The following is a 24,616-nucleotide window of genomic DNA, read 5'->3' as shown; positions in this document are numbered from 1 at the left end:
CTATCCCCGCGCAGCACGCGTTTCATCAGCTGCAATGCTCATCTCCGCGGGGCGCGAACAGCGAAATCAAAAGCGAAGAAGCGCTCGTCGACGCCGCGCTGCACATCTTTTTTCGGCTGTCCCGAAGCCCGGGCAGCGATGCACGCCTCGATTCCTGACGAGACCCGGCGGCAGACTACTGCCGCAGCGACTTTAAGGCCTCCAGCACGACATCGTGCAGCAATCCGTTCGTCGCGACGACTCCCTGATTGTTCTTCAGCGTCGCTCCCTGATGGAAATCGAGCCGGTTCCCCTGCACATCGCTGACCCGACCGCCCGCTTCCTCGATGACCAGCACGCCTCCCGCGTGATCCCAGATCTTCTCCACATAGTCCTTGCGGGTCGGCAGTCGCAGATAGATCTCGGCATCCCCACGGGCCAGCACGCCGTACTTGGCCTGACTGTCCATCCGGAGCGGAGGAGCCTGCAGCCCCAGCAGACGGTGAATGGCGGCTGACTCGTCGTGGGCACTGTGTCCCGACTCCACTGACTCGCACAGCCGTGCCTCAGCAAGATCTGCGATCTTCGAAACATGAATGGGATGGAAGTCGGATGGCTGCACTCCACGTGTCAACGGCGCCATTTTCGCACCGCGGCCGCGAATGGCGGTCAACAGCACTCCGGTCCCGTTCGGCCCCGGCAGGTTCGGACAACCGAGCGCTGCGACCTGAATCTCTCCGTCAATCAACAAGGCCAGCGAGATGGCAAACTGTTCTTTGCGCAGGAAGCCCTTCGTGCCGTCAATCGGATCGAGTGTCCAGTAGCGGCGCGCCGCAGCATCGTGGCTCCCCGCATCGACCCAGGAAATCACTTCGGCGGGCTCAGCGGCAATTCCGGCCGCCCGGATTTCGGCGACGGTCCGGTCCAGAAACCCCTGTTGTTCCTCTTCCCGCAGCGTGGCGGCATCTTCTTCCGCAACGATGAAGTCGTCGGGAAACACCTCGCGCAGTTGACGGCAGATCACTGCCTGACTGGCGTAGTCGGCAATTGTGACCGGAGAGCGGTCCTTCTTTTCCAGCATGTTGGGCGTGATCTGGGCCTGCACCGTCCGGCAAATCTCCGCTGCCAGACTGACCGCCTGGATTGCCGCTGAAAGTTCCCGATCAAACTGCTTCGACATCCGTGAATCCCTGCCAGACTGCTGCTGTGACGACCAGACTCTGCCCGCATGCAAAGTGACGGCGAATACTGTAACTGCTGCTGAAATGCACAAAACCGGCAGAGCTCGGGGAACCGGTGTTCTCGTTGCGGCCGACCGACTGCCCACTGCGGAACAGGAAATCTACCGAGGTTCGATACGGTTTTCACCCCTGTCCTGTGGTCAGCAAAGTCGTCCGCACTGGTCTCCTGGTAAAATTCACCCTGCGGCATTTAAATTGCGATGAACTGGCGAATCGCCCCCCCGCCCGGTCGTCGCAGCGTACGTTGACAAGCGGGGGACTGGCGAATTCTAATCAGACCCTCCGGCGGTGCCGATACATGGACAAAGTACCCACCTGAATCATTGAACTCGTCCCCCTTGTTGGGCAAGACGAAGGATACGCCGTCGACTCACCTACCGCAGAGTTTCTGGAGCTAATCGTATGAGAAAACTGTGCACTTGTTTCATGCTGACAGCCGTCGCCGGGCTGCTCGTGGTTTCCGCGCCGCAGCAGGCGGAAGCTCGCCCCAACTACCTGAAAGCTTTGACCGAAAAGTACAAGCTGGCAGATAATGAGAAGGTGAAAGAGCAGAAGTGCGGTGTCTGCCACGGTGGCGAAAAAGGAGCCAACAAGAAAGTGCTCAGCGACTACGCCGGTGCACTGAAAACCGCCCTCGACCTGAAGAAGGACGATGGCGGCAAGGTGGTGCCTGAAAAGGACGTCGCCAAGGTCCAGGAAGCTCTGGGCAAGATCGAAGACCAGAAGGACGCCAGCGGCAAGACCTACGGCGAACTGCTGAAGGCCGGCGAACTCCCTTCACCTGCCAAGGCGAAGTAGTTCAGCAAGGCTGGATCTGACATCATCGCGACGTCATTCCAGATCTAAACGAGTGCGCGAGACGGTCTCTTTCCTCGGACCGTCTCGCGTTCTTTTTTTGCGCGTCTTGAGCAGGGTTGCCCACATTGTCTACCCTGTGTCAGCGTACTCGCAATTCATTTCGAATTCTCCACGGTGTCCGGCATCCGGGTCGAGCGCTCTCTCGATTTTGGCTGGGGCTCGTATTGTTGCGTGCAAAGAGGTAGCTGATGACCACAGGTCGTTCGACTCAGGAATTGCGAAAAGACCCGATCGTGGGTCGCTGGGTCATTATTGCCCCGGACCGCTTGAGCCGACCGAACACTTTCAGCGACCGTGAAGAGATCTCCACCGAATCCTTTGACCCCTTTCTCGCCGGCAATGAAGACGCCACCACTCCCGAAATTCTGGCGTACCGCGATGGCGGGGTTCCTAATGGTCCCGGCTGGCGGGTGCGGGTCATTCCCAACAAGTTTCCCGCCGTGCGTGTCGAGGGGCAGCTCGAAAAACGGGGAGAGGGAATCTACGACAAGATGAACGCCATCGGCGCTCACGAAGTCATTATTGAATGTCCTCATCGCGAAACCAACATGTCGCGGCTGAGCGTCGACAACATCCGCGAGGTTCTCTGGGTCTACCGCGACCGGCTCGTCGACCTCAAGCGCGATCGCCGTCTCGTCCACGGCCTGATCTTCAAGAACAAAGGGGCCCGTGCCGGGGCTTCACTCGATCATGCCCATTCTCAGCTGATTGTCACTCCGATCGTCCCGATCGCCATTCAGGAAGAACTTGAAGGGGCCCGGGAGTTCTACGATTACCGGGGACGCTGCATCTTCGAAGACATGATTCAGCAGGAGCTGGCCAGCGAAGTGCGGGTCGTGCTGGAAACGGAACATTTCGTTGTGATCTGTCCGTATGCCAGCCGCTTTCCCTTTGAAACGTGGATTCTCCCGCGGCAGCATTCCAGCCATTTCGAAAACATTCCCAAGCCGATGGTCGAAGACCTCGGAGTGGTCATGAAGACCGTCCTGCGGAAACTTGAACTCGGCCTTGACGATCCCCCCTATAATTACGTCCTGCACTCGGCTCCGTTCTCCACACATGACCTGCCGCACTATTTGTGGCATATTGAGATTTTCCCCCGTCTCAGCCGGGTCGCCGGTTTTGAATGGGGAAGCGGGTTCTACATCAACCCGGTGGCCCCGGAAGAAGCCGCCCGCTTTCTGCGGGAGACCGATGTGGAAGAGTCGACGTAACGGACCCTGTCTGAATTTGCCATCGCCTGCCGGTAGACTGAAGTATGATTTGCGTAACGCTCGGACGAACCCGCCACAAAAGCATGGTGGCAGAACATGAAGCTCTCGCTGAGCGCGGCGCCGAACTGGTCGAGCTGCGGATCGATTACATCGGTCGCAATCCGGAGCTGCGGAAGCTGCAGCTGTCGAAACGCCCGACGCCGGTGATTGTCACCTGCCGTCGGCACGACGACGGAGGCCGGTTCTCAGGCACGGAGGAAAAGCGGCTCCTCCTCCTGCGCGAGGCGATTCTGGAAGGGGTCGAATACGTCGACCTCGAAGAAGACACCGCCCGCAAGGTTCCCCGGTATGGAAAGACCAAGCGGATCGTCAGCCACCACGACTTCGAGAAAACCCCTGACAATCTCGAAGAGATTCACGCCCGGCTGGCCAAGCTGGATGCCGACATCGTCAAGATCGCGACGATGGCAAACTCCCCCCTGGACAACGCCCGGATGCTGAAGCTCGTCGCCGAGGCGAAGGTTCCGACGATCGGCTTCTGCATGGGCGAGATCGGCATGGTCAGCCGTCTGCTGTGCGGGCGATTCGGCTCGCCGTTCACCTATGCCACATTCAGCAAAGACCGGGTGATGGCACCGGGCCAGCTCGCGTTTGAAGAGGTGAAGAAGCTCTACCGCTACGATCAGATCAGTGAACGGACCGCTCTGTTCGGAGTGGTCGGCGATCCGATCGGCCATAGCTGGAGCCCGCTGCTGCACAACGCGAGCTTTCATCGGATGGGGCTGAACGCGGTGTACCTGCCGCTGCGGGTCCCGGCCGAAGAGTTCAACGAAAGCCTGAAAGCCTACGAGTCACTGGGATTTCGGGGCTTCAGCGTCACGATTCCGCACAAAGGGGCCGCACTCCAGTTTGCCGGCCTGGCTGATGAAGCCTCCCGCGAAATCGGGGCGGCCAACACCCTCTTCAAGGATTCACAGGGACGCTGGTGCGCGGCCAACACCGACTATCAGGCAGCGCTCGATTCGGTCCAGCTGGGACTGGAACAAAAAGGAGAATCGTCACTGAATGGTCAGCGGGTGCTCATTCTGGGTGCCGGGGGGGCGGCCCGGGCCATCGCGCTGGGAGCCTGTCGCGCCGGTGCCGCAGTCACGATCACCAACCGGACCAAAGCCCGGGGAGCCAAGCTGGCGGAAGAGCTGCAGTGCCAGTTCATGTCGTGGGCCAATCGGGGGGCGGTTTCCACCGACATCATCATCAACTGCACGCCGATCGGCATGTTCCCGAACATGAATGAGACACCTTACGAGCAGCATTGGTTCCGCGATGGTCAAGTCGTGTTCGACACGATCTACAATCCCGAGAACACACTGTTCATCAAGGAAGCCCGCGAGCATGGTTGCCATGTCGTGAGCGGCATTGAGATGTTCATCCGGCAAGCAGCTGCCCAGTTCAAATACTTCACCCGTCGCGATGCTTCACTGGATGACATGCGGACCCGTCTGCGACGGGGGATTTCGCCGGTTCGGATCAAAACCGATACCGGACACGCCGCACCGACCGAAGTTGCCGAGCAGATGACCCGCCAGAGCACCGACGCGCAGGAAGAAGAATAGTTCCACTCGATCCACGGTCCGCGTCTCGGAGAGGCTGAACCCGGCGGTTCGCCCCCATTGGGAAACGGCCAGGCGACGCTGAACCAGGACGCTCTCGCATTTCCGGGAAAGTTCCCGCCTGAACGCATCCAAAACCACTTGAGCTTGAAATCAACGGACCGGTCGTCGAAAATCTGCCCGACACCGGACTCACGTCTTTTGGGAAGTCTCGATCCATGATGATCGCCAAGGCGGAAGTTTCCAAACGCGAACTGACGGACAAATATGTTGTCGTTCAGGAAGGCATTCCCGAACTCCGGCGGTTCTCCGGACTGACCGGGCAGGTCAAAACGGTGAACATGAACGGCCGGGCGCTCGTGCAGTTCGACAATCCGGTCGACATCAGCTGGTACGACATCGACCCCACCTTTCTGAAGGTCGTCGATGCCCCCGCTCCGAAGCCGAAAGAGCACGCCAAGCCTGCCGCTGAGACTCCGTCGGAGAAACCGAAACCAGCAGCGTCTCCCGCAACCGCTGCCAAAAGCCCTCTGGAAGCACTGCGAGCCGCCAAGCCCACCGGCGCCGCTGCGCAGAGTCCCCTCGAGGCACTGCGAGCCGCGAAACCTTCCGCAGCCTCGCCGCCGCCCGCCGCCGGTGAAAAGAAACTGTCGCCGATCGAAGTCCTCAAGCAGCAGGCAGCAGCCAAAGCGGCTCAACAGGCGCAGTCCGCGCCGGAAGCTTCTGCGGCAGTGACTCCCCCAGTGGCGGCCACTCCCGCTCCCGCGGAACCAGCCCCCGCCCCCGCAACGGCGCCTGCTCCCAGGAGCGACCTCCCGAAACCGGGCTCCACCGCTGAAATCCTCGCCTTGCTCCGCAAGCAGGGCCCCGCGCAGCGCTAATCAACCCGGCGTTCGCAACAGCCCTTGCAATCGAAGTTCGTGCTCCTGTCCCCTCCGGAATCGACTGCCGGCTGCCGCAATCAGAATTCCCTGTGCTCCTTGGCGGATCGATTCTCCAGTTCCCCTTGATCTCGCACGGCGGTTGCCATCTCATACAGCGCCCGGCGCGAACCGCGCAGAATGCCACGTGCGTTGTGCTGGGTGGAAGGAACGGCCCCGAACGTTCCGGGAAATCGACAGATCACCGGCATCGCAGCAGCGATCCACAATGCAGGCAGAGGATATGTCCGACTGGTTTGAAACGTCCATCCGCGTCCGCTATTCCGAAACCGACGCCATGGGGCTGCTGCACCATGCCAATTACATTGCCTTCTTCGAAATCGCCCGCACGGAACTCTTTCGGCACATGGGAGGAGATTACCGGGCGATGGAAGAGCGGGGCTACTTTCTCGTCGTCGTGAAAGTGGAATGCAATTATCGTCGACCTGCCCGCTACGACGATCAGCTGACGTTGCGAGCCCGCCTTTCGAAATGGACGGCCGCCAAGCTGCAGCACGAATACGAGGTGGTCCGGGGGACCGAACTGATTGCCACCGGCAGTTCGATTCTGGCCTGCGTCGACAAGCAGGGAGAAGTGCAGCGGATCACCCCCGAACTCCTCTACAACCGACCTGCCGAAGAACCTCGCAACGACAAGGCGTGAACTGGTGACCGGCCCAAGGAGCAACCGTTGAAGATCCTCTATCTGGAATGTGCAACCGGCATCAGCGGAGACATGCTGCTGGCCGCTCTCATTGATGCTGGTGTCGACGCCGAAGCCATTCGCCGCGGGATCGCCTCGCTGCAGCTGCCGGAGGTGACCCTCGAAGTCCACGAGGTCATGAAGAGCTGCTTCCGGGCAAAATCGATCCGCGTGGTTCATCCCGAGCAGCATGCGCACCGGCACTACAGCGATATTCGGGCACTCCTCGAACGTGCGGAGGGATTGACGCCGCGGCAACGTCAGACGGCACTCGAGATTTTTCGCGCCGTGGCCATCGCGGAGGCACATGTCCATGGCAGTGATCCGGAATCGATTCACTTCCACGAGGTGGGAGCGATCGATTCGATCGTCGATATCGTCGGAGCCGCGATCGCATTCGATCTGCTGCAGGCCGACCAGATTGTCTGCGGTCCGCTTCCGCCCGGACGGGGAGAAGTCCGGATCGATCACGGACTCTGTCCGGTGCCGACTCCGGGAACGGCGGAGTTGCTCAAAGGAATTCCCCTCCGTGACCTGCCGATCGAAGCCGAGCTCACGACCCCCACCGGAGCCGCCATTGTCAAGGTGATGGCGGACCGCTTCGGTCCCCTGCCTCCGCTTTCCATTCAGGCGATCGGGTGCGGTGCGGGCACCTACGATCTGCCCGATCGCGCGAACATCCTGCGGGTCTTCATCGGTGAATCGGTCACCGGTCCGGGTCAGGATCTGGTGACGCTGCTGGAAACCAATCTCGACTCCCTCAGCGGTGAGGTGATCGGCTACACGACGCAGCAACTGCTGTCAGCCGGAGCACTCGATGTCTATTCTCTGCCGATTCAGATGAAGAAGCAGCGGCCCGGCATCCTGCTGAGCGTGCTTTCTCCCCCGGCTCTGGCTGACAAACTCGAAGAGATCCTGTTTGCGGAGACCGGCACGCTGGGGATTCGTCGGCACCTGCTCGAACGCTCTGTCCGGGCTCGGCAACCGCACACCGTGCTGACATCGTTCGGTCCCCTGCTGGGGAAGGTAGCCTGGCAGTCATCAGGGAAGCCGGAGTTTTCCCCGGAGTTTGATGACTGTGCCCGACTCGCCCAGATCCACAATCGCCCGTTCCGCGAGATTTACCGGGCAGCCATGATTGCCTTCGAGCAGCTGCAGCCGGAACTGCAGACGCAGCGTCCACATCCCGTGGTGGCTCCATCAGCCGCGACGGGCGGGCATGATCACGATCACCACGGTCACCGGCACGATCATGATCACAACCATAGCCACGATCACGACCATCATCATTGACAGTCGCCGGGCTGCTGAAGTCGCCGCTGCAGCTTCTGCAGCCGACATCACCCTGAAGAGGTCCGGGCTATTCCATGATGGACCGCATCAGCTCAATAAAGCGGCGGTCTGATTCTTTGCGTGCCGCTTCCAGGGCGATCCGATAGACGTCCGGCATGGGATTGAGGGAGGAGGCCCCGCTCATGGGAGGCAGGGCGATGAATCCACTGGCGGGGAGCTCGGAAGCTTCACGGGCAGCAGGAGGCGATTCCATTCCATAATAGCGGGCAATACGATTTGCGGGCATTTGCAGCCTCCGAATTCGGTCGACTCAGTCCGCCTGCCCGTCCTGGAGAGGAGCAGACAGGCAATAAAAAAGCCCGGCGGGGCCGGGCGTCATCTGGAGAAGTCAGTCTGCTGCGGACCGCAGCATCAGCCCCTCACCGCCTGGCAGGCTGTGGGAGTCACAACAACACGCATTCTTGTCGAGCTTGGATTGCATGGCATTCTTCATCGGCTGAACCTGCTGAGTCGGGCGCCGGATGTCGCGGCCAGAACGCCATTTCCGGAGATGCCTCTTGCTCACCCCCCCTACAGGCGGTACAGTCCTTACCACCTGAGTGCTTCATGTCAGGTACAACCAGGATGGGGCTTACCCGGCAACGGGAGGCAATTCAGCGACAGGATTTTGAGCAGCTGACTGGCATTCCAGAGGTGCTCTCGCTTGGGAAGTTCTGTTTCCCCCCACTTCGAAAAAGGAGTTTCTGATGACGAGTTCAGTCATGGTTGAGCGGAATTCATTTGGCGCTTCCGCAAGTCCAGCCGCCTGTGCACCGGGTGCCGCTCCCGCCACCAACTGGTGCGTGGTCCCCCGCTGCGAAATCCGGATTGAAAAGTGCAAGGACGGCTGCAAGATCGTCTGCAGCTGCGAAGACGAAGTCGCCTGCAGTACGCTGCAGAATCTTTGCCAGATGCTGAGCAGCGGCCAGTGCTCGCTGTGCTGCCAGTTCAACGGCGTCACCTGCCTGGACTGCAAGCTCTGCTGCGGACATTGCAAGTACGAACCGACGAAAGATGGCTGCTGCATTACCTGCACCAGTGGCGACGCCGCCTGCTGCCAGATGATTCAGGCCTGCTGCGAAGCAGTCGCCAACTGCATCAAGAACGGCTGCACCTGCTTCCTGTGCTTCAACGGTACTCCGGTCTGTTGCTGCTGCTGATTCAGAGCCCCGAAATTCACTGAAAATGCCTCGAAGTGAATTCTTCGAGGCATTTTTTATCGGCTACTCACATTTGATGAACCCGACTTCTCCTCGCGAAAGCGAGCATTTCTCCACACGAAATGCCGACCGCGGTTCGGAAAAAACGAGCGACCTTTTGCCGTCGAGCTGAGGTTAAATCTGGAAGTCGTAACCATGTGGCAGACTGGCGGCCCCATGTCCCCGATGTCGATGCAGCAACAGCGAGTTTTCCTCCGGATTGACCGCGACATCGGTCATGTAAATCCGTGACAGTGCATGGGGGCCTGGCTTCTGCGGACGATCGGTAGACGATGCCCCCGACTCCCCGCGGATCGCCACCCAGACATGATCCGGTTCCACCCGATACTGAAACCGCACCGGGGCTGCTTCTCCCAGACAACCCGAGCGGGGATCAGAAAGTGCCCCTTCGAGTGCTTCGCGCACCGAGACCTGCACCGCCAGCACGTCACTGGTGCTGAACGGGTGCTGCTGCATCAGCTTGAGCACCGCGTCCACGCAACGTTTCACATCCGTCTGGCTGGCACAGCTCTGCTGCGTCCAGCTCGAAGGCGCCGGGAATCGGCCCGGGATGCGAAGCGATGCGCAGTCAACAGACATGGGAATCCCTTTCGGACAGACGTGAAAAGGGGAATAGCGGAAACAGCGTCTTAACGTGGACTCAAACGATTCGACGCTTCTCCGTCCGGTCGATCTGCACGATCACCCCGTCCTGAATCACGATCGTCAGATGTCCGAACCGCAGCCCCTTGAGAGCCTCATGAATGAGCTGAGTCGCGTCTTGCAGGTTCGCAGTGGACGTCGAATTCTTTTCCATGACGGAGACCTGCTTTCTGCTGGGGGACATGGCAGCTTCCACTGGTCGGGCATTGAGTTGAGGAACGGAGCCCCGCCGGAAGCGAGGAGGTGGTGGACGTTTCCGGCTGGACTCTTCCCCGGGAAGGTCAAACTCCGTCGCGGGCGGATTCTGTTCTCGACTCATCGACCGGTCCCCCTCAGCGGCTTGAACAATTACCACTGCAGTAGTGTATATTTACTCTGCTGGCTGTGTCAATCGCTGCCGTCCCAACTTATAAACAGAGCACCGTTGGCAGCACCAACGCGAAAACGTTTTCATAAACAACGACACAGAAATAACTTACAATAACACAACACCTCGAACGCTCAGGCTTCGTGGCGGCGCTCGCCTCACTCCCGACCTCTCCCGCCAACCCATTGCGATGCTATCAACTTCATGACAAATTGCTCACCTCTCGCGACTCGGACTGCCCAGCTGCCGATCGCTGCTATGATGACTCACATCCATCCCGTTCCAACCGGTTCATGACGATGTGCTGCGGATCTTCGCCCAGAGCGGTCCATCTTCCCCGTCCCGTTCCCACAGATCCCCAGAGCTGATCATGTCGGCAGTCAGTTTGACCGAAGAACCCGCCCCCCTGTCACAGCGACAAATTCTGGTGGTCTTCACCGGACTGATGCTGGTGCTGCTGCTGGCAGCGCTCGATTCCACGATCGTCGGCACAGCGCTCCCGACCATCGTCGGCGAAATGGGAGGCATCACCGGGCTCGCCTGGGTTGCCACGGCGTACCTCCTCGCCCAGACCGTGGTCACCCCGCTCTACGGGAAACTCGGTGACCTCTACGGACGAAAAGGAGTGGTGCAGTTCGCGGTCGTTCTGTTCCTCATTGGCTCCGCCCTCTGCGGCATGAGCCGGAGCATGACGCAGCTGATCATCTTCCGGGCGATTCAGGGGCTCGGTGGAGGAGGTCTGATGGTCACCACGCAGGCCGTTGTGGGGGACATCGTTCCCCCCCGCGACCGCGGACGTTATCAGGGAATGTTCGGTGCCGTGTTTGGGGTCGCAGCGGTCCTGGGCCCGCTGGTCGGCGGTTGGCTGACAAAGAACTGGTCCTGGCGCTGGATCTTTTACGTCAATCTCCCGTTCGGGCTCCTCGCACTGGTCGTCCTCGCGTTGACGCTCCCCCCGGGGAACAAGCGCATCAAGCACACCATCGATTACGCGGGAGCTGTGCTGTTCGCGACAGCCCTGTGTGCGCTGGTCCTCGTCAGCGATCTGGCGGGAACAACACTGGCATGGAACTCTCCCGTGGTCTTCGGGTTGCTGGCGCTGGCAGGGGGAGCGCTGCTGGCCTTCATTCAAGTGGAGAAGCGGGCTGTGGAGCCGCTGATTCCGCTCCGTCTGTTTGCAGACCGCTCGTTCTGCGTCGCGATCACCGTCGGCGCGATTGTCGGCTTTACCCTTTTTGGAACAGTGACGTATCTGCCGGTCTTTCTGCAGATCGTGAAGGGCTCGACTCCCACCGCGTCCGGGATCCAGATTCTGCCGCTGATGGGAGGCATTCTCACCACCTCCATCATTTCTGGTCAGGTCGTCAGCCGTACCGGTCGCTACAAGATGTTTCCGGTTCTGGGAACCGCGATCATGACGATCGCCCTGTTTCTGCTGTCGCAGATGACGCAGGCGACTTCCGTCGGCACGGCGTCGCTGATCTTCCTGTTTCTCGGCTTCGGGCTGGGAATGGTCATTCAGGTGCTGGTCGTCGCCACGCAGAACTCGGTTCCTTATCGTGATCTCGGAGTCGCCACCTCGGGAACGATCCTCTTCCGCCTGATGGGGGGATCACTGGGCACCGCGGTGCTGGGGACAATCTTTGCAGATCGGCTGCACACCAATCTGGAACGGGTCCTCCCGGCAGGCATGTCGGCCGAACAGTTCAGCACGAATCTGACACCCGAAATGTTTCAGCAACTTCCCGAGGCGGCGCGCACGGCATATGCGCAGGCATTCTCCGCGTCGTTCTCGACCGTGTTTGTGGTCGGCGCCGCCGTGGCCGTGTTCGGCTGGCTCATCAGTTGCATGCTGCCGCAACTACCTCTGCGACAGAAAGTGCAGACCACTCTGAGCGAAGAAATCGCAGCCCCGTTCGAATCAAGCGACAACACAGTCACTGCTGGTCCGCAGCTGGGCCCGGAATCGACTTCGTAATAAAGACGTCCTGTTTCGGGAATCGCTCAAAGAGTTCGGCCGGTTGACCAAAGTTCGTCGCCAGCACATCCGCCGGATTGCCGGCAATCCACTGCGACAGATCGATGGTCGAATAGACCCCCGTGTTGAAACCGATCAGGACCCGGCAATTCCCCGTGCCCGTGTTCTCCAACGAATGGCCGTACCCCTGAGGAATGTAGCCGACATCGCCCTGCTGGAAAGTTTCCGTGCGAACCCGGCCATGCGAACCAAAGAGTGTGACCCGCAGTTCCCCCTCGACAATATACTGCCATTCATCCGCCGTCGGATGCCAGTGCAGCTCACGCAGCGCTCCCGGTTCGAGATCGAGAACCACGGCTGCCATCGTTTTTGAGATCGGGAAATTGGTGGAATCGACGCGCCATTCCTTTCCTCCCGGAAACGTTCGATGCGGAGGTTGTGACAGAAGTTCGAATTTGTGCGTCTGCCGCGGGGGGCGTTCTCCCTGTAACGGGAGAGCCGCCGGCTCAGGGGGAATCGCTCCCTTCGCGAAATAGACTTCCTCTTTGGGGAACGTGGCAAACGTCGACGTCGGCAGACCGAAATTTTTGGCCAGCAGTTCTGGTGGCAGGTGTCCCAGCCAGTCCGAGATACTAAACGTCCCGAACTCCGAGAAATAGCCGTTATCAAAAATCAGGATGAAATGCGTCGGCTCGTTGCCCAGACATTGCAGCATGTGTCCATAGCCGCGGGGAAAGTACCAGACATCACCCGGTGAGAAGTCATTCGTCTCGGAACTGCCGTCCGGTGAAACGACGGTCGTTCGGGCCCGGCCCGACAACACGAGAGCCCATTCGGCGGCGGTAGCATGCCAATGCAACTCACGCATCACGCCGGGAGCGAGCCGCATGGAAACTCCCGCCAGGCCTTTGGATATCGGCAACTGTTCGACAGTCGCTTCTTTTCCAAAACTCTCGCCGATCACTTTGCCCTGCGACCGATCCAGCTCGAACTTGAACGTCGGCAGCTCCGTTCCGGAAACAACAGGATCCGGAAGATTGTTCATAAAGCTCGGGTCACCCGCCACGGACTTTCTCCCGGAGAACAATGAGATGGTTGTTAAGGCAGCTCCCTGACCGACTACGTGAATGAAATCACGGCGATTCAGTTCCACCGCAGGCCCCTGCAAGAAAAGAAGTTCGATTTCAGCCCTCGCCCCCTGCTGCGTCGGATCCTCCGGGCTGCAGCGGTCCGGATCGCAGCATAACCATTCGTGGACCCTCTGTCACGATGTGACACGAGGAATTCACGCCAGCCTGCACTCACCCGCTTGCGGTGGCCGCGAGTTCCGCAGGAGTCACTTCGATCGTTGCTCGTAAAAAATCACTCCTCCCATCCCGGCTGCGGCAACCGTGATCGGCAATTGGCAATCGGAACAACGGATTCGTCGCCCCTGCAGTTCGCTTTTCACGTGCGCAGTGAACCCGCAAGCATGACACACGATCCTGACGGCATGAACGCCCTCCATCAGACTCCGCAGCAGGAGACAGGCCGCCCCTACCCCTGATTTCTTTTTTGCCCATCCGTAAGTTTTACGAAAACCCTGATACGCCGCAATTGCTGCAATTCCAACCGACTCACAGCTGATATCTTCCGGAGACCATTCCGGAGGGTCGCGTCTCCACTCCCTCTTGGACCGTCCGCTGGGAGCTTGGCGGCTTCAAGGTCCCATTGCATTGAATAGCGATCGCGGCCCATTCATGCCGGGGGGAGGGGGAGTGGCCTTTCTGGCGTGGCGGCTTTCCTGCGAGTGAAGCGAAGCAGGCCGAAGCACTGCCTCGCCCTCCGTCGCTTCCCGCTTGCAGTTCTCGGGTCCGGGAAAGATACTCTTGCCGTGCACCGTCAGAGCCAACCTCGTCGCGGTCCGGATTCTGTCTTTTCGAAGTGGAGAGACAACGAACGTTTCCATTTCTCCCTGAAACTTGACGGGACAGGAATGGAGAAATTGCCATCGCGCAGTCGACGTTCTGAAGTGAAACGAACCGGACTGGAACTGACGACACACCCGGCAATGCGGGTCTGGAATTCGATTGCGCCGCCTGTTGCGGCCGGCGTCACGACCGGAACCCGGATTGCCCTTGCAGGCATGTTTCATGCGTTCGCTCCCGTAGCTCAGCAGGATAGAGCGTCGGTTTCCTAAACCGAAGGTCGTGGGTTCGAATCCCGCCGGGAGTATTTGCCGCCACGCTGTTCTGCTCTCCCCACTCCGAGTCAGTGGGTCGGGGAGGGGGAGCCGGGCCGATTCAGATGAGAGAAGGTCACTCCGGACAGGGCTGAGTCCGCTCCCCAAGGCGATCAGATTTCTGCTCGCCAGTCACTGGCAGATCATTCACCGTGCGAATTTTATTCGGTCTGCTGGCGAGACGCGCTGAGTTCCCCATTACAGTCTTTCGCACATTCCGTCGAGGCCTGCATGAAAACTCGCTGCTGCCTGTTCGTCGCTGCTCTCTTCTTGATCGCCGCTCCTCCGGTGTGGAGTGCCCAGCCCGCGAAACCGAATATCGTGTTCATTCTGGCGGATGACCTCGGCTGGGGCGACGTTGAGTTCCACGGAGGTAACGCTCCGACTCCACACCTGAATCAGCTGGCTGCAGAGAATCTGGAGCTGACGCAACATACTGTCGCCCCGGTCTGTTCCCCGACCCGCGCGGGTTTGATGACAGGCCGCTGCTGGAGCCGCTTCGGCGTGACGAGCCCCCAGGCCAAACGTGCCTTGCCCTGGGACACCGTGACACTTCCCGCCGCATTAAAACAGGTGGGGTACGACACCTGCCTGACAGGCAAGTGGCATCTGGGGTCGACCCCGGAGTGGGGTCCCAATCATTTCGGTTTCGATCACACCTACGGTTCCCTGGCGGGGGGAGTCGGGCCGTGGAACCATTTTTACAAACAGGGTCTCTACTCCAAGACATGGCACCGGAATGGAAAAATGCTAACCGAGGAGGGGCATGTCACCGATCTCATCACAGCGGAGGCGTTACGCTGGCTGGCTGATCGCCGGAACAATCCCTTCTTCCTTTATGTCGCATTCACTGCGGTCCACCTCCCCTTGAAGGAACCGCAGTCCTGGCTCGACAAGGTTCCCATTACCGTTCAGGGAGACGTGGCCAGGCAGTACGCCGCATCGATCATGCATCTGGATGACGCTGTCGGCCAGATTCTCAAAGCCCTCGAGCAATCAGGACGCCGAGAGTCGACGCTGGTGGTTTTCACGAGTGACAACGGGGGGAGCACAGCGGAAAACAATGATCGGCAGTATCCCGCTGACGATTATCAATCGGGGCCGATTCCGGGAAACAACCGTCCGTTTCGAGGCAAAAAAGGGGACGTGTACGAGGGGGGCATTCGCGTTCCCGCAATCGTGAGCTGGCCGGGCGTCGTGCCGGCCGGCCAATGTGCCGCACCCTGTCAGATGACCGACTGGATGCCAACCTTCTGCAGCCTCGCCGGAGTCGTTCCCGAGCGGGATCTGCACTGGGACGGCGGCAACATCTGGCCCGTCATCACCGGAACTGCCACGCGGGACGATCACCCAATCTACACAGTCGGTCCGCAATTCCGTTCCCGAAGCCTTCGTCTGGGAGACTGGAAGCTGATCGAGAACACCCAGGAAGATCGCCCGGCGATTGAACTTTATGATCTCCGTCATGATCCGGGAGAAACGAAGAACCTCGCTGCTGAGAAGCCCGACATTGTCGCCGATTTACAATCGCGGTTGCAGCTGCTGTCTCGAGCCGACCGTTCGGCAGTTGTCAAAGATTAGAGCACGCTGACGATTCTCGCTATCTGAAGACCGTCCCGTTGCATCGATTTCCGACGGAGCGTCGAGCGGACTCACGTGCTAAATTCATATCGATAAGCTCTCGTGTTTTAACCGGAACTTAATATACCTCTTAATTAAATTGAATCTCTGATGTCGCCGAATGAGACAGACTTCATTCGTCCGCATTATTCACACTGACTTAACTGCACGCTAATGTCCCTTTTCGATTGAAAACCGTGCTCTCCTGACCGACAATTCACGCGATTCCCCGGGTGATCGCTTGTCGCTTCTGGAGTTCTCCCATGCGCTCCGCCATGGTCTGGATCAGCCTGCTGTGCACCAGCGGACTCTCCCTGCCCGTCTTCGCACAAAAGCTGGAGGTCCCCCGTCGACACCTGCGGGCCCCGGGGCCACCGCTGCCTGCGGAAGAGGCGGTCAGGAAAATGACCGTTCCCGAGGGGTTTACGGTGGAACTCGTCGCCGCCGAGCCGGACATCGTGAATCCGGTCGCCATGTTCATTGATGAACGGGGGCGATTTTGGATCGCCGAGAGCGTCGAGTATCCCCGTCTTTCCCCCGGCGTCGGCCGAGACCGGATCAAAGTGCTGGAAGACACCGATGGAGACGGCAAAGTCGATCGGACCACCCTCTTTGCGGAGGGACTGAACATTCCCTCCGGCATCGCCGTCGGTTATGGAGGGGTTTGGGTCTCGAATCCTCCCGATCTGCTCTATCTGCAGGACACCGATGGGGATCTCAGAGCAGATCGTTCGACCGTCGTCCTGACCGGCTTCGGGAGAACCGACACCCATGAAATGCCCAATTCACTCACATGGGGCCCGGACGGCTGGCTGTATGGTCTCAACGGCATCTTCAATCAATGCCGGGTGAACTACCCCAAAGACCATCCCCGCTACCGGAAAGATCGCCCCGACTGGTCATTCAACGCGGCAGTGTTCCGAGTTCACCCCCGCACGCATGCGTTTGAAATCTTCTGCGAAGGGACAAGCAATCCCTGGGGGATTGCCATCAACGACGCCGGCGACATGTTTCTGTCGGCGTGCGTCATCGATCATCTCTGGCATGTGGCTGAATCAGGCTACTACATCCGTCAGCGAGGTCCTTATCGTCAACATTCCTGGCCGCTGGAATCGATTGTGAAGCACAAACATGTGCAGGCAGCGTACTGCGGAATCGTCTGGTTCGACAGCCCGGCCTATCCTCCCGAATACCGCAACACGCTTTACATGGGGAATGTCCACTCCGGGAGTCTAAATGCCGATGTGGTCCGACGTCGAGGCGGCACTTACTTCGGGGAGCCGCATCCCGGCTTCACTCCTCAGGCGGGAACCTGGAACAAGGATGAGCAGCAGTCCATCGCGAAAACAGGTGACCCCGCCGCCCCCAGACTGGCCGACCTGCTGACCGCCAATGACCCCTGGTTTGTCCCCGTCGCCCAGAAGATCGGACCGGACGGCTGCATCTATATTCTCGACTGGTACGACCAATACCACTGCTATCAGGATGCGCAGGCCGATCCCGAAGGAATCGAGCGGGCCAAAGGTCGCCTCTATCGTCTCCGCTATCAGCAGACCCCGTACGCACACGGTCTCGATCTCGCGAGCCGCTCAGACGCCGAGTTGATCAATCTGCTCGGCGATCCGAATGTATTCTTCCGCGAGACGGCGCAGCGCCTGCTGAGCGAACGGGGGAACCCCGAGACAGCGAAGCAGCTCGAACAGATCCTGCAGCGAGAGGAGTCCAAAGTGTTCCAACGGCATGCCCTGTGGGCCCGCGCCGGCTTTCCGGACCACGACCAGAGCTGGCTCGCCCCGCTCCTGAGTTCGGCCGATCCGTTTCAGCGAAACTGGGGCGTCCGGCTCGCCGCCAGTCGCGGCCCTCAAGGCGAGGCAATTCTCGCCGCCCACAACTACTGCCTGAACCGCGACGATCTCCAGGATTGGGAACTGCCGGCAATCGCCGTGGCCCTCGGTAAAGCCCAGCGCGCCTCGCGGCAACTGGAGCAGATGTTCAACCTTGTCGCACGGGCACCCGACGACCAGTATCTGCAGCAGATGGTCTGGGAAAACTGTCATCGTGAGATCGCAGCCCAGCCTGAGAAGTTTGCGGCGATTATGGACCGTCTGGACACTGCGACTCCTGCACAGCAAGCAGCCGTCGCTCCGTTTCTCCCCCGAATCATCCGGCTGTTGGCAGAGACGCAATCGGTTCCGGGCGAACTGCTCGGTCAAATCAGCGGTCAGGCGATCGCGCCCAAACGCGCCGGGCTCAGTTGCAGCTTCCCAGAGAACATTCGGCTGCAATGCCTGCAGGAACTTCTGGAATGCGTGCGCGGTAAAGTGCTGTCGGGGCCGCGGTTCGAATCGGCTCGCGAGCAGTTGGCTCCGGTGTTGCTGTCCGCAGAAGAGGAGCAGAACGAAGCGGAACAGTTCCAGTTTCTCATGACATTGCTGACCGCTTACTGGAACGACGACACAGCCCGTGCTGCCCTCTTAACCGCTTTTCAATCTTCGCAATTTTCGGAAGACCAGCGGATTGAAATCCTCAAAACGCTGCTGGCCCTGAACGACCCTCAGGCCATCAGCAGTGCGGAGCGGGTGCTCCAGCAGCTTCAGGAGCAGGGAAAATTCCGGTTCGCGCTGCTGTCGACGCTCGCGCAATCTCCTCAGCCGCGGATCGGGAACATCATCCTCGATCACCTCGCGCAACTGGATTCATCAGAGTTGCCGATGGCGGTCGAAATTCTGACCCAAAGGCCGGAATGGGCAACAGCCCTGCTCCGGAAGATTGCCGATGGCCAAGTCGAGAAATCACTGCTCAACATGAATCAGCTGCAACGGCTCGCGCGGCTGCCGAATCCGGAACTTCAGGAGCAGCTGAAAAAGGTCTACGGCACGGTGCAGTTTCAAACCACCCGCGAGCGTCGGGCCATCCTGACGAACCGCCGCGACCATGTCCGATCGCATCGAGGCGATCCGCAGCGGGGAAGCGAGGTCTTCAAGCGTGTCTGCGCCCAGTGTCACAAAATCTACGGCGAGGGAAATGATGTCGGCCCCGACCTGACATCGAACGGCCGCAGCAACTGGGAGCAATTGTTCACCAACGTGATGGAGCCGTCTGCCGTGATTGGACAGGCCTATCAGGCGCGGCTCCTGGTGACGACTGACGGCAGGGTACTGACGGGGCTGCCGATCGAGGAAACCAGCGAACGTGTGCTGCTGAAGATCCAGGGGGGCAAAACCGAATCTGTTCCCCGTGCGGAGATCGAAGAGTATCGCGTCAGCGACCGTTCCCTGATGCCGGATCAACTCGAACAGACCATGACCATGCAGGAGTTCACCGATCTGTTTGCCTTTCTGTCTCTGGATCTCCCGCCGTCCCATCCGGACGCGAAGTTCATTCCGGGCAGTCCACGCTTCGACAACCCGTAAGTTCTCCACACGTTCCCCGGCGAGACGAATTGACGCGCGGCCCTCTGGTATCCAAGATGGAGAGGGGAGATGTGATTTCGCGCGTGCGGCACCCTCCCCAGTTCCGCGGCAGATTTCCTGTGGCGGACCGGTCGAGTTTCCATCAACCCCATCGTTGTTCTGCCGCCTCGGTTTTGGCGTTCTGCACGCCGGAATTCGTGTCGAGTGGACACAGGCCAGAGCAACCCGCTCTCGTCCAGACTTCGTCAGCGGATCAAGATTTCATGAAGGTTCTGGTCACTGGAGCAGCCGGTTTCATCGGATCGCACGTCAGTCGGATCCTGGTCGACCGGGGCGATCAGGTTGTCGGACTCGACAATGTCAACGACTATTACAGCGTGCAGCTGAAGCTCGACCGCCTCAAGCAGCTGCAACAGCTCTCGAACTTTTCGTTTGTCAAAATGGACCTGGCCGACCGGCAGGGGATGGCCGACCTGTTCACCAGTGAAAAGTTCGACCGGGTCGTGCACCTCGCGGCTCAGGCGGGAGTGCGTCACTCGCTGGAACATCCCCACGATTACGTGGAGAGCAATCTGGTCGGCTTCTGTAACATTCTGGAAGGCTGCCGCCGTAACGACGTGCAGCATCTGGTTTATGCCTCAAGCAGCTCCGTCTACGGCGCCAATACCGCCATGCCGTTCACGGTTCATCAGGCTGTTGATCACCCCCTCAGCCTGTATGCCGCATCCAAAAAAGCCAATGAAATGATGGCTCATTCCTACAGCCATCTCTATCGCCTGCCGACGACGGGGCTCCGGTTTTTCACCGCGTACGGTCCGTGGGGCCGTCCGGATATGGCGTTGTTCCTCTTCACCAAGGCAATTCTCGCGGGGGAGACGATCGACGTCTTCAACAACGGCCGGATGCGTCGCGACATGACCTATATCGACGACATCGCTGAAGGGGTCGTGCGGACGCTCGACCGGATTGCCGAACCGAACCCCGACTGGGACAGCACCCAGCCCGACCCCGGAACGAGCACCGCGCCGTTTCGTCTCTACAACATCGGGAACCACTCTCCCGTGGAGCTGATGACATTGATTGAGACACTCGAGAAGAGCCTCGGACGGACTGCAAACAAGCGAATGCTGGGGCTGCAGCCGGGCGACATTCCCGCCACATTCGCCGATGTCGACGATCTGATCCGGGATGTCGGGTTTCAGCCCAAAACACCAGTTCAGGTCGGGATTCCCCGGTTCGTGGACTGGTATCTCAATTACTATCAGGTCCGCTGACACCGTCAGCCCGCTGCGCGCAGCATTCTGCTTTTCGCCCCTTCCAACTGATCGCGTCTCCCGGTGTTCGGGTGAGGTCGGCGCAGCCAACGCTTCGTGTGATGAAATGCTCATCTCCGCGTGGCGAGAAGGGGGACCTCAGAAGCGAAGATGCACTACGGTTTCGGAGCCTGCCCCTCTTTCAGTTCCTGTGCTCGCAGGCGACCGGTCGTCTCCAGAATCGAGACAATCACCAGCAGGCAGAGCTCCAGGGCGATCACCAGCGACGCCCCTTTCCAGCCCTCCACTTCGTACAGCAAAAGCGCCCCCAATCCGGTTGTGAGCGTGGCGAAGTGTACGGTCAATACCGCATTTCTACGACTCAGGCCGAGATCTGTCAGTCGGTGCGAGAAATGGTTCCGATCCGGCTGGAAGGGACTCTTGCCGCGCGAGAGACGAATCAGAATCACTGAGAAAAAGTCGTAGAAAGGAATGGCCAGAATGCAGAGCGGTGCCAGGATCACATGGCGATCACGCGAGGAATCGTCGTAGAACGTGCCGAGTACTGTCATACTGGCCAGCAGCAGTCCGATAAATGTGCTGCCGGCATCCCCCATGAAGATCTTTGCGGGGGTCCAGTTGTGCAGCAGAAAGCCGGCAATGGATCCGGCGAGCACCAGCAGACAGCCCCCGACCAGCCAGCGGACCTCGCCCCCCGTCCCCAGCATCACCTGCGCGAACATCAGCGAGGCAATGAGGCCAATCCCCCCGGCCAGGCCGTCCATGTTGTCCAGAAAGTTCAGCGAATTGATCAGCACGACCATCCAGAAAACCGTCAGCACCATTCCGATCCAGGGCTGGTCGAGGAAGATCGTCCCGCGAACCCCCGCACTCACCAGACCGATGGCCAGCAGAAACTGAATCAGCAGACGCCATTTCCACGACAGTCCGAACCGGTCATCGAGCAGCCCCATCACCATCATGATCGTGCCGGCGGCCAGAATGCCCCAGAGCTGTCCGCTCCGGTAGAGAATTCCGCCGAGATAGCTGCTTTGCGTTTCGGTGATCCAGTCCGGCTGCAGACGCAGGAGCAGCCAGGCCCCGAACTGTGCTGTCAGCAACGGAGCCAGCACTCCCACATAAATCGCCACTCCCCCTCCCAGGGGGGTTGGGTTCAGGTGCACTTTGCGCGCAGCGGGTTGATCGATCAGCCCCCAGCGGGGAGCCCATCGACGCATGAGCAACGTTCCTGCCCAGGAAATGACAAAGGCCGGAACCAGACAGGCTGCAACAAACCAGAACATGCGGGAATTGTCTTGTTGGATCGACGATGTGCAATCTGGAATTGCCTGCCGTCGCGATTCATTTTTGAAAAGGGAGGCTGGGACGTCGCAAATGTGAACCAGCCGGAGACCGGGACAATCAGCCTGCGAGGGGAGGCGCAAAAAGAAAGCGTCGACGGAAAAGGCTCCGACGACGCTTTTTATTTGGAACGGCGTTCACTGGGCATGTCTGCTCAGGAAGAGGCCGATGCTGCCTGGTCACCCAGATTCTGACTCCGTTCACGTAAAATGGCTTCATAGACTTCCTGCCGGTGCACAGGAACTTCGGTCGGGGCCTGAATCCCCAGACGGACCTTGTCCCCGCGAATGTCGACGACGGTAATGACAATATTGTCGCCGATCATGATACTTTCATCCCGATGGCGTGAGAGAACGAGCATCTTCCTGACTCCTCGCTGTAGTGAATCTCCCTGCTCCTCAAGGCAAGATCCACTGGGTGGTGACCAACTGGTGATTCCGAACAACTGCGAGGGTCTCGGGCGTGTTCCCCAGTTCTTCCTCGCGACACAAATGGAATCGTCACAGCAGGTTGTTCAGGCAAATGTGAAGAAGGTGAAATTGGACAAAACGCCGAACCTGTGCTGGACCATTCCGACGGCAACAATTCTACGCAGGGCCGCCTCCCGAAAAGGATAATTCGTGAGCAACTGACGATTTCTGCTCATGCCGTGGTGACGAAGGCTCGAAAACCGCATCTCATGTGAGTGGGTTGACCCTCTGGAACCTCACCCTCAAGATAGGGGGCGGAATTCCCAACGTTCTATTTACCTCTGGTTTCCATTCAAGGAGCACCGGTTGAAATCCTGTCAAGTGGCAGTCGTCGGCGGCGGCATTGTGGGCCTGGCGACCGCGTATCAGATGATGCGCCGCTGGCCCCAGATCTCCATTACGATCATTGAAAAAGAGTCTCGCGTTGCCGCCCATCAGAGCAGCCATAATTCCGGGGTTCTGCATTCCGGGATCTACTATAAACCTGGTTCCCTGCGGGCCCTCAACTGCCGCGCCGGCAAGCTGGCCATGGAACAGTTCTGCACGGAACAGGAAATCCCGTTTGAACTCTGCGGCAAGGTGATCGTTGCCATCGACGACTTGGAGCGGGAACGTCTGCGGAATATCTATGAGCGGGGACTCGCCAACGGAGTCCGTTGTGAAATCATCGGTCAGGAGCGGCTCCGTGAACTCGAGCCGCATGCCGCGGGGATCGAAGCGATTCATGTCCCTGAAGCGGGGATCATCGACTACAACCAGGTGGCACAGCGGCTGGCTCAACTGATCCGCGATGCCGGACACACGATCCTGCTGAATGCGGAAGTGACTGCCATCCGCCGTGATGACGCCGGTGTGGACATCATCACCACCGCCGGCGACATCCGCAGCCGTTGCCTGATCACCTGCGGAGGCCTGTGGTCGGACCGGCTCACCCAGATGTCGGGAGACCGTCCCAAAGGCCCGATCATCCCGTTCCGTGGCGAGTTCTATGAGCTGCGACCGGCGGTACATCACCTCTGCCGTACATTGATCTATCCAGTTCCCGATCCGAGTTTTCCCTTCCTCGGCGTGCACTTTACGCGGACGATTCACGGCCACGTCGAGTGTGGTCCCAACGCGGTTCTCGCGTTCGCCCGCGCGGGCTATCGCAAGGCGGATATCAATCTCCGGGACCTGTTCGGAACGCTGACCTACCCTGGCTTCCGCAAACTGGTCATGCGAAACTGGCGCACCGGTCTGGGAGAGATTTACCGATCCTGGAGCAAGTCTGCGTTTGTCAAAGCGCTGCAACGCCTGATCCCCGAGATTCGCGAGGATCATCTGGTGACCGCACCGTCCGGCGTCCGGGCGCAGGCCGTCGACCGGGATGGCAAGCTGATCGACGACTTCGTCATTCAGCGCAATGGTCGCGTCATCAATGTCGGAAACGCCCCGTCGCCTGCCGCCACCGCCTCGCTGAATATCGGCAAGACAATTGTCGAGCAGCTGGAGGAGTCAGATTTGAAATAGGGGGATCTTCACAAGAAACGACCTCCCCCCGAGGCCACGAAAAAACCCGGAGAGGAAGCGGGACCGGTCCGCCCTGCTGCGTCGGGAACTGTTTCCCTCCCGGTGTGCTTCTTGACTCTGCCTTGTTCACCGGATGAATGGACTCACGATGTGAGGCCAGTGAGGTCTGTTGCACGGACCGGCACGACGCGCCAAAGGGTCCTTCGTTCCTCTCAAGCACTTTTCAGCACGCCATGAAATGCGAGCGAATGACCCAGACTAGCTGGCGGGCGTGCTCCTGAAACCGCTGATCATCCCATGCGGGGGAAGCGGGGTGGATGGCCACATCGATCGCCAGATACGAATCGACCGGTCGCCGGTAGCGATTGCGGTCAAACTCCTCGCAGTCCCTGACGCTCCGAAAGTTCAGCACAACATCGAGCGGCAAGGCGGTGTGACAACCTTTCAGCCAGCGCGTCAGCCAGTTCTGTCCAATCCGCACATGCAGTTGCTGCTCGGTGACATCAATAATCCGGGCGCGATGCGCCTCGATGAAACCACACGCTTTGAGCAGCAGTGTGCTTTCCATGTTATGTGAGAAAAAACGATCTGAGACGGACTGAACTGTCCGGCTGGTCGCGCCCGTCAGGAACATCGAACCGCTGCTCCGCGTGAGAAGAATCAGACTCCGGACCGGGACAAAGCGGATCGCATGCCAATTTCGG

The 24,616-nt window shown here is 59.5% G+C and carries 20 protein-coding genes and 1 tRNA gene; 13 read left to right on the top strand and 8 right to left on the bottom strand.

From position 1 onward, the window contains the following. Positions 1-175 precede the first annotated feature (175 nt). Positions 176-1,159, bottom strand: a complete 984-nt coding sequence (locus SH664x_RS04735) for a 3'(2'),5'-bisphosphate nucleotidase (RefSeq protein ID WP_437205479.1) — start codon at positions 1,157-1,159, stop codon at positions 176-178. Positions 1,160-1,646: 487 nt separating this feature from the next. On the opposite strand from SH664x_RS04735, the gene SH664x_RS04730 reads away from it, so the two are divergent. The 6 genes from SH664x_RS04730 (at position 1,647) to larC (ending at position 7,818) form a co-directional block, all read left to right on the top strand. After that, positions 1,647-2,018: a hypothetical protein gene (locus SH664x_RS04730; RefSeq protein WP_437205478.1), complete on the top strand. Its 372-nt coding sequence runs from the start codon at positions 1,647-1,649 to the stop codon at positions 2,016-2,018. 248 nt (positions 2,019-2,266) lie between these two features. Continuing rightward, positions 2,267-3,292, top strand: a complete 1,026-nt coding sequence (galT, locus tag SH664x_RS04725) for a galactose-1-phosphate uridylyltransferase (RefSeq protein WP_437205476.1) — start codon at positions 2,267-2,269, stop codon at positions 3,290-3,292. 44 nt (positions 3,293-3,336) lie between these two features. Beyond that, positions 3,337-4,905, top strand: a complete 1,569-nt coding sequence (aroE, locus tag SH664x_RS04720) for a shikimate dehydrogenase (protein WP_437205474.1) — start codon at positions 3,337-3,339, stop codon at positions 4,903-4,905. Between the two features lie 215 nt (positions 4,906-5,120). Further along, positions 5,121-5,783 (top strand): hypothetical protein, encoded by a 663-nt coding sequence (locus SH664x_RS04715; RefSeq protein ID WP_437205473.1) that lies wholly within the window; start codon positions 5,121-5,123, stop codon positions 5,781-5,783. Between the two features lie 283 nt (positions 5,784-6,066). After that, a complete protein-coding gene (locus SH664x_RS04710; RefSeq protein ID WP_437205471.1) occupies positions 6,067-6,486 on the top strand; it encodes an acyl-CoA thioesterase in 420 nt (139 codons plus the stop codon). A gap of 27 nt (positions 6,487-6,513) precedes the next feature. Then, the gene (gene larC, locus SH664x_RS04705; RefSeq protein ID WP_437205470.1) at positions 6,514-7,818 is read left to right on the top strand and encodes a nickel pincer cofactor biosynthesis protein LarC; all 1,305 of its coding nucleotides are present in this window, start codon (positions 6,514-6,516) and stop codon (positions 7,816-7,818) included. Between the two features lie 67 nt (positions 7,819-7,885). Here larC and SH664x_RS04700 read toward each other — a convergent pair whose 3' ends face one another. Then, complete coding sequence (locus SH664x_RS04700; RefSeq protein ID WP_437205468.1) at positions 7,886-8,104, bottom strand: hypothetical protein; 219 nt, start codon at positions 8,102-8,104, stop codon at positions 7,886-7,888. A 460-nt stretch (positions 8,105-8,564) separates the two neighbouring features. On the opposite strand from SH664x_RS04700, the gene SH664x_RS04695 reads away from it, so the two are divergent. Then, positions 8,565-9,017, top strand: coding sequence for a hypothetical protein (locus tag SH664x_RS04695; RefSeq protein ID WP_437205466.1), 453 nt, complete (start codon positions 8,565-8,567; stop codon positions 9,015-9,017). 174 nt (positions 9,018-9,191) lie between these two features. On the opposite strand, the gene SH664x_RS04690 is transcribed toward SH664x_RS04695, so the two are convergent. Both SH664x_RS04690 and SH664x_RS04685 read right to left on the bottom strand, forming a co-directional pair. Further along, entirely contained in the window at positions 9,192-9,656 is a 465-nt protein-coding gene (locus SH664x_RS04690; protein ID WP_437205464.1) for a hypothetical protein, read from the bottom strand. 61 nt (positions 9,657-9,717) lie between these two features. Next, positions 9,718-9,903, bottom strand: coding sequence for a YezD family protein (locus SH664x_RS04685; protein WP_437205463.1), 186 nt, complete (start codon positions 9,901-9,903; stop codon positions 9,718-9,720). A 553-nt stretch (positions 9,904-10,456) separates the two neighbouring features. Between SH664x_RS04685 and SH664x_RS04680 the strand changes: the two genes are divergently transcribed. After that, positions 10,457-12,064, top strand: a complete 1,608-nt coding sequence (locus tag SH664x_RS04680) for an MDR family MFS transporter (protein ID WP_437205461.1) — start codon at positions 10,457-10,459, stop codon at positions 12,062-12,064. Here SH664x_RS04680 and SH664x_RS04675 read toward each other — a convergent pair. After that, positions 12,024-13,130: a cupin domain-containing protein gene (locus SH664x_RS04675; RefSeq protein WP_437205459.1), complete on the bottom strand. Its 1,107-nt coding sequence runs from the start codon at positions 13,128-13,130 to the stop codon at positions 12,024-12,026. The two genes, SH664x_RS04680 and SH664x_RS04675, sit on opposite strands and share 41 nt — an antisense overlap. Positions 13,131-14,204: 1,074 nt before the next feature. On the opposite strand from SH664x_RS04675, the gene SH664x_RS04670 reads away from it, so the two are divergent. The 4 genes from SH664x_RS04670 to SH664x_RS04655 all read left to right on the top strand — a co-directional run bounded on the left by SH664x_RS04670 (position 14,205) and on the right by SH664x_RS04655 (position 20,592). Continuing rightward, a tRNA-Arg gene (locus SH664x_RS04670) sits at positions 14,205-14,278 on the top strand. A gap of 238 nt (positions 14,279-14,516) precedes the next feature. Next, positions 14,517-15,866, top strand: a complete 1,350-nt coding sequence (locus SH664x_RS04665) for a sulfatase-like hydrolase/transferase (protein WP_437205457.1) — start codon at positions 14,517-14,519, stop codon at positions 15,864-15,866. Positions 15,867-16,168: 302 nt separating this feature from the next. Then, a complete protein-coding gene (locus SH664x_RS04660) occupies positions 16,169-19,318 on the top strand; it encodes a PVC-type heme-binding CxxCH protein (protein ID WP_437205455.1) in 3,150 nt (1,049 codons plus the stop codon). 263 nt (positions 19,319-19,581) lie between these two features. Continuing rightward, positions 19,582-20,592 carry an NAD-dependent epimerase gene (locus SH664x_RS04655; protein ID WP_437205453.1) on the top strand — a complete coding sequence of 337 codons (1,011 nt, stop codon included), beginning with the start codon at positions 19,582-19,584 and terminating at the stop codon, positions 20,590-20,592. A gap of 155 nt (positions 20,593-20,747) precedes the next feature. On the opposite strand, the gene SH664x_RS04650 is transcribed toward SH664x_RS04655, so the two are convergent. Further along, positions 20,748-21,875, bottom strand: a complete 1,128-nt coding sequence (locus SH664x_RS04650) for an MraY family glycosyltransferase (protein ID WP_437205451.1) — start codon at positions 21,873-21,875, stop codon at positions 20,748-20,750. A 212-nt stretch (positions 21,876-22,087) separates the two neighbouring features. Next, entirely contained in the window at positions 22,088-22,294 is a 207-nt protein-coding gene (gene csrA / locus SH664x_RS04645; RefSeq protein ID WP_437205450.1) for a carbon storage regulator CsrA, read from the bottom strand. A gap of 415 nt (positions 22,295-22,709) precedes the next feature. Between csrA and lhgO the strand changes: the two genes are divergently transcribed. After that, positions 22,710-23,912 carry an L-2-hydroxyglutarate oxidase gene (gene lhgO / locus SH664x_RS04640; protein WP_437205448.1) on the top strand — a complete coding sequence of 401 codons (1,203 nt, stop codon included), beginning with the start codon at positions 22,710-22,712 and terminating at the stop codon, positions 23,910-23,912. 223 nt (positions 23,913-24,135) lie between these two features. Here lhgO and SH664x_RS04635 read toward each other — a convergent pair whose 3' ends face one another. Then, positions 24,136-24,480, bottom strand: coding sequence for a hypothetical protein (locus SH664x_RS04635; protein ID WP_437205447.1), 345 nt, complete (start codon positions 24,478-24,480; stop codon positions 24,136-24,138). Positions 24,481-24,616 lie beyond the last annotated feature (136 nt).

This window comes from Planctomicrobium aquicomposti, from assembly GCF_051466325.1.
Classification (GTDB): Bacteria; Planctomycetota; Planctomycetia; order Planctomycetales; family Planctomycetaceae; genus Planctomicrobium.
This window is presented reverse-complemented; position numbering and strand designations above follow the sequence as displayed.

Excerpts from the sequence above, each read along its gene's own strand:
- SH664x_RS04735 (WP_437205479.1), bottom strand. The coding sequence starts at position 1,159 with ATGTCGAAGCAGTTTGATCGGGAACTTTCAGCGGCAATCCAGGCGGTC.
- SH664x_RS04730 (WP_437205478.1), top strand. The coding sequence starts at position 1,647 with ATGCTGACAGCCGTCGCCGGGCTGCTCGTGGTTTCCGCGCCGCAGCAG.
- galT (WP_437205476.1), top strand. The coding sequence starts at position 2,267 with ATGACCACAGGTCGTTCGACTCAGGAATTGCGAAAAGACCCGATCGTG.
- aroE (WP_437205474.1), top strand. The coding sequence starts at position 3,337 with ATGATTTGCGTAACGCTCGGACGAACCCGCCACAAAAGCATGGTGGCA.
- SH664x_RS04715 (WP_437205473.1), top strand. The coding sequence starts at position 5,121 with ATGATGATCGCCAAGGCGGAAGTTTCCAAACGCGAACTGACGGACAAA.
- SH664x_RS04710 (WP_437205471.1), top strand. The coding sequence starts at position 6,067 with ATGTCCGACTGGTTTGAAACGTCCATCCGCGTCCGCTATTCCGAAACC.
- SH664x_RS04700 (WP_437205468.1), bottom strand. The coding sequence starts at position 8,104 with ATGCCCGCAAATCGTATTGCCCGCTATTATGGAATGGAATCGCCTCCT.
- SH664x_RS04695 (WP_437205466.1), top strand. The coding sequence starts at position 8,565 with ATGACGAGTTCAGTCATGGTTGAGCGGAATTCATTTGGCGCTTCCGCA.
- SH664x_RS04690 (WP_437205464.1), bottom strand. The coding sequence starts at position 9,656 with ATGTCTGTTGACTGCGCATCGCTTCGCATCCCGGGCCGATTCCCGGCG.
- SH664x_RS04685 (WP_437205463.1), bottom strand. The coding sequence starts at position 9,903 with ATGTCCCCCAGCAGAAAGCAGGTCTCCGTCATGGAAAAGAATTCGACG.
- SH664x_RS04680 (WP_437205461.1), top strand. The coding sequence starts at position 10,457 with ATGTCGGCAGTCAGTTTGACCGAAGAACCCGCCCCCCTGTCACAGCGA.
- SH664x_RS04665 (WP_437205457.1), top strand. The coding sequence starts at position 14,517 with ATGAAAACTCGCTGCTGCCTGTTCGTCGCTGCTCTCTTCTTGATCGCC.
- SH664x_RS04660 (WP_437205455.1), top strand. The coding sequence starts at position 16,169 with ATGCGCTCCGCCATGGTCTGGATCAGCCTGCTGTGCACCAGCGGACTC.
- SH664x_RS04655 (WP_437205453.1), top strand. The coding sequence starts at position 19,582 with ATGAAGGTTCTGGTCACTGGAGCAGCCGGTTTCATCGGATCGCACGTC.
- SH664x_RS04650 (WP_437205451.1), bottom strand. The coding sequence starts at position 21,875 with ATGTTCTGGTTTGTTGCAGCCTGTCTGGTTCCGGCCTTTGTCATTTCC.
- csrA (WP_437205450.1), bottom strand. The coding sequence starts at position 22,294 with ATGCTCGTTCTCTCACGCCATCGGGATGAAAGTATCATGATCGGCGAC.
- SH664x_RS04635 (WP_437205447.1), bottom strand. The coding sequence starts at position 24,480 with ATGGAAAGCACACTGCTGCTCAAAGCGTGTGGTTTCATCGAGGCGCAT.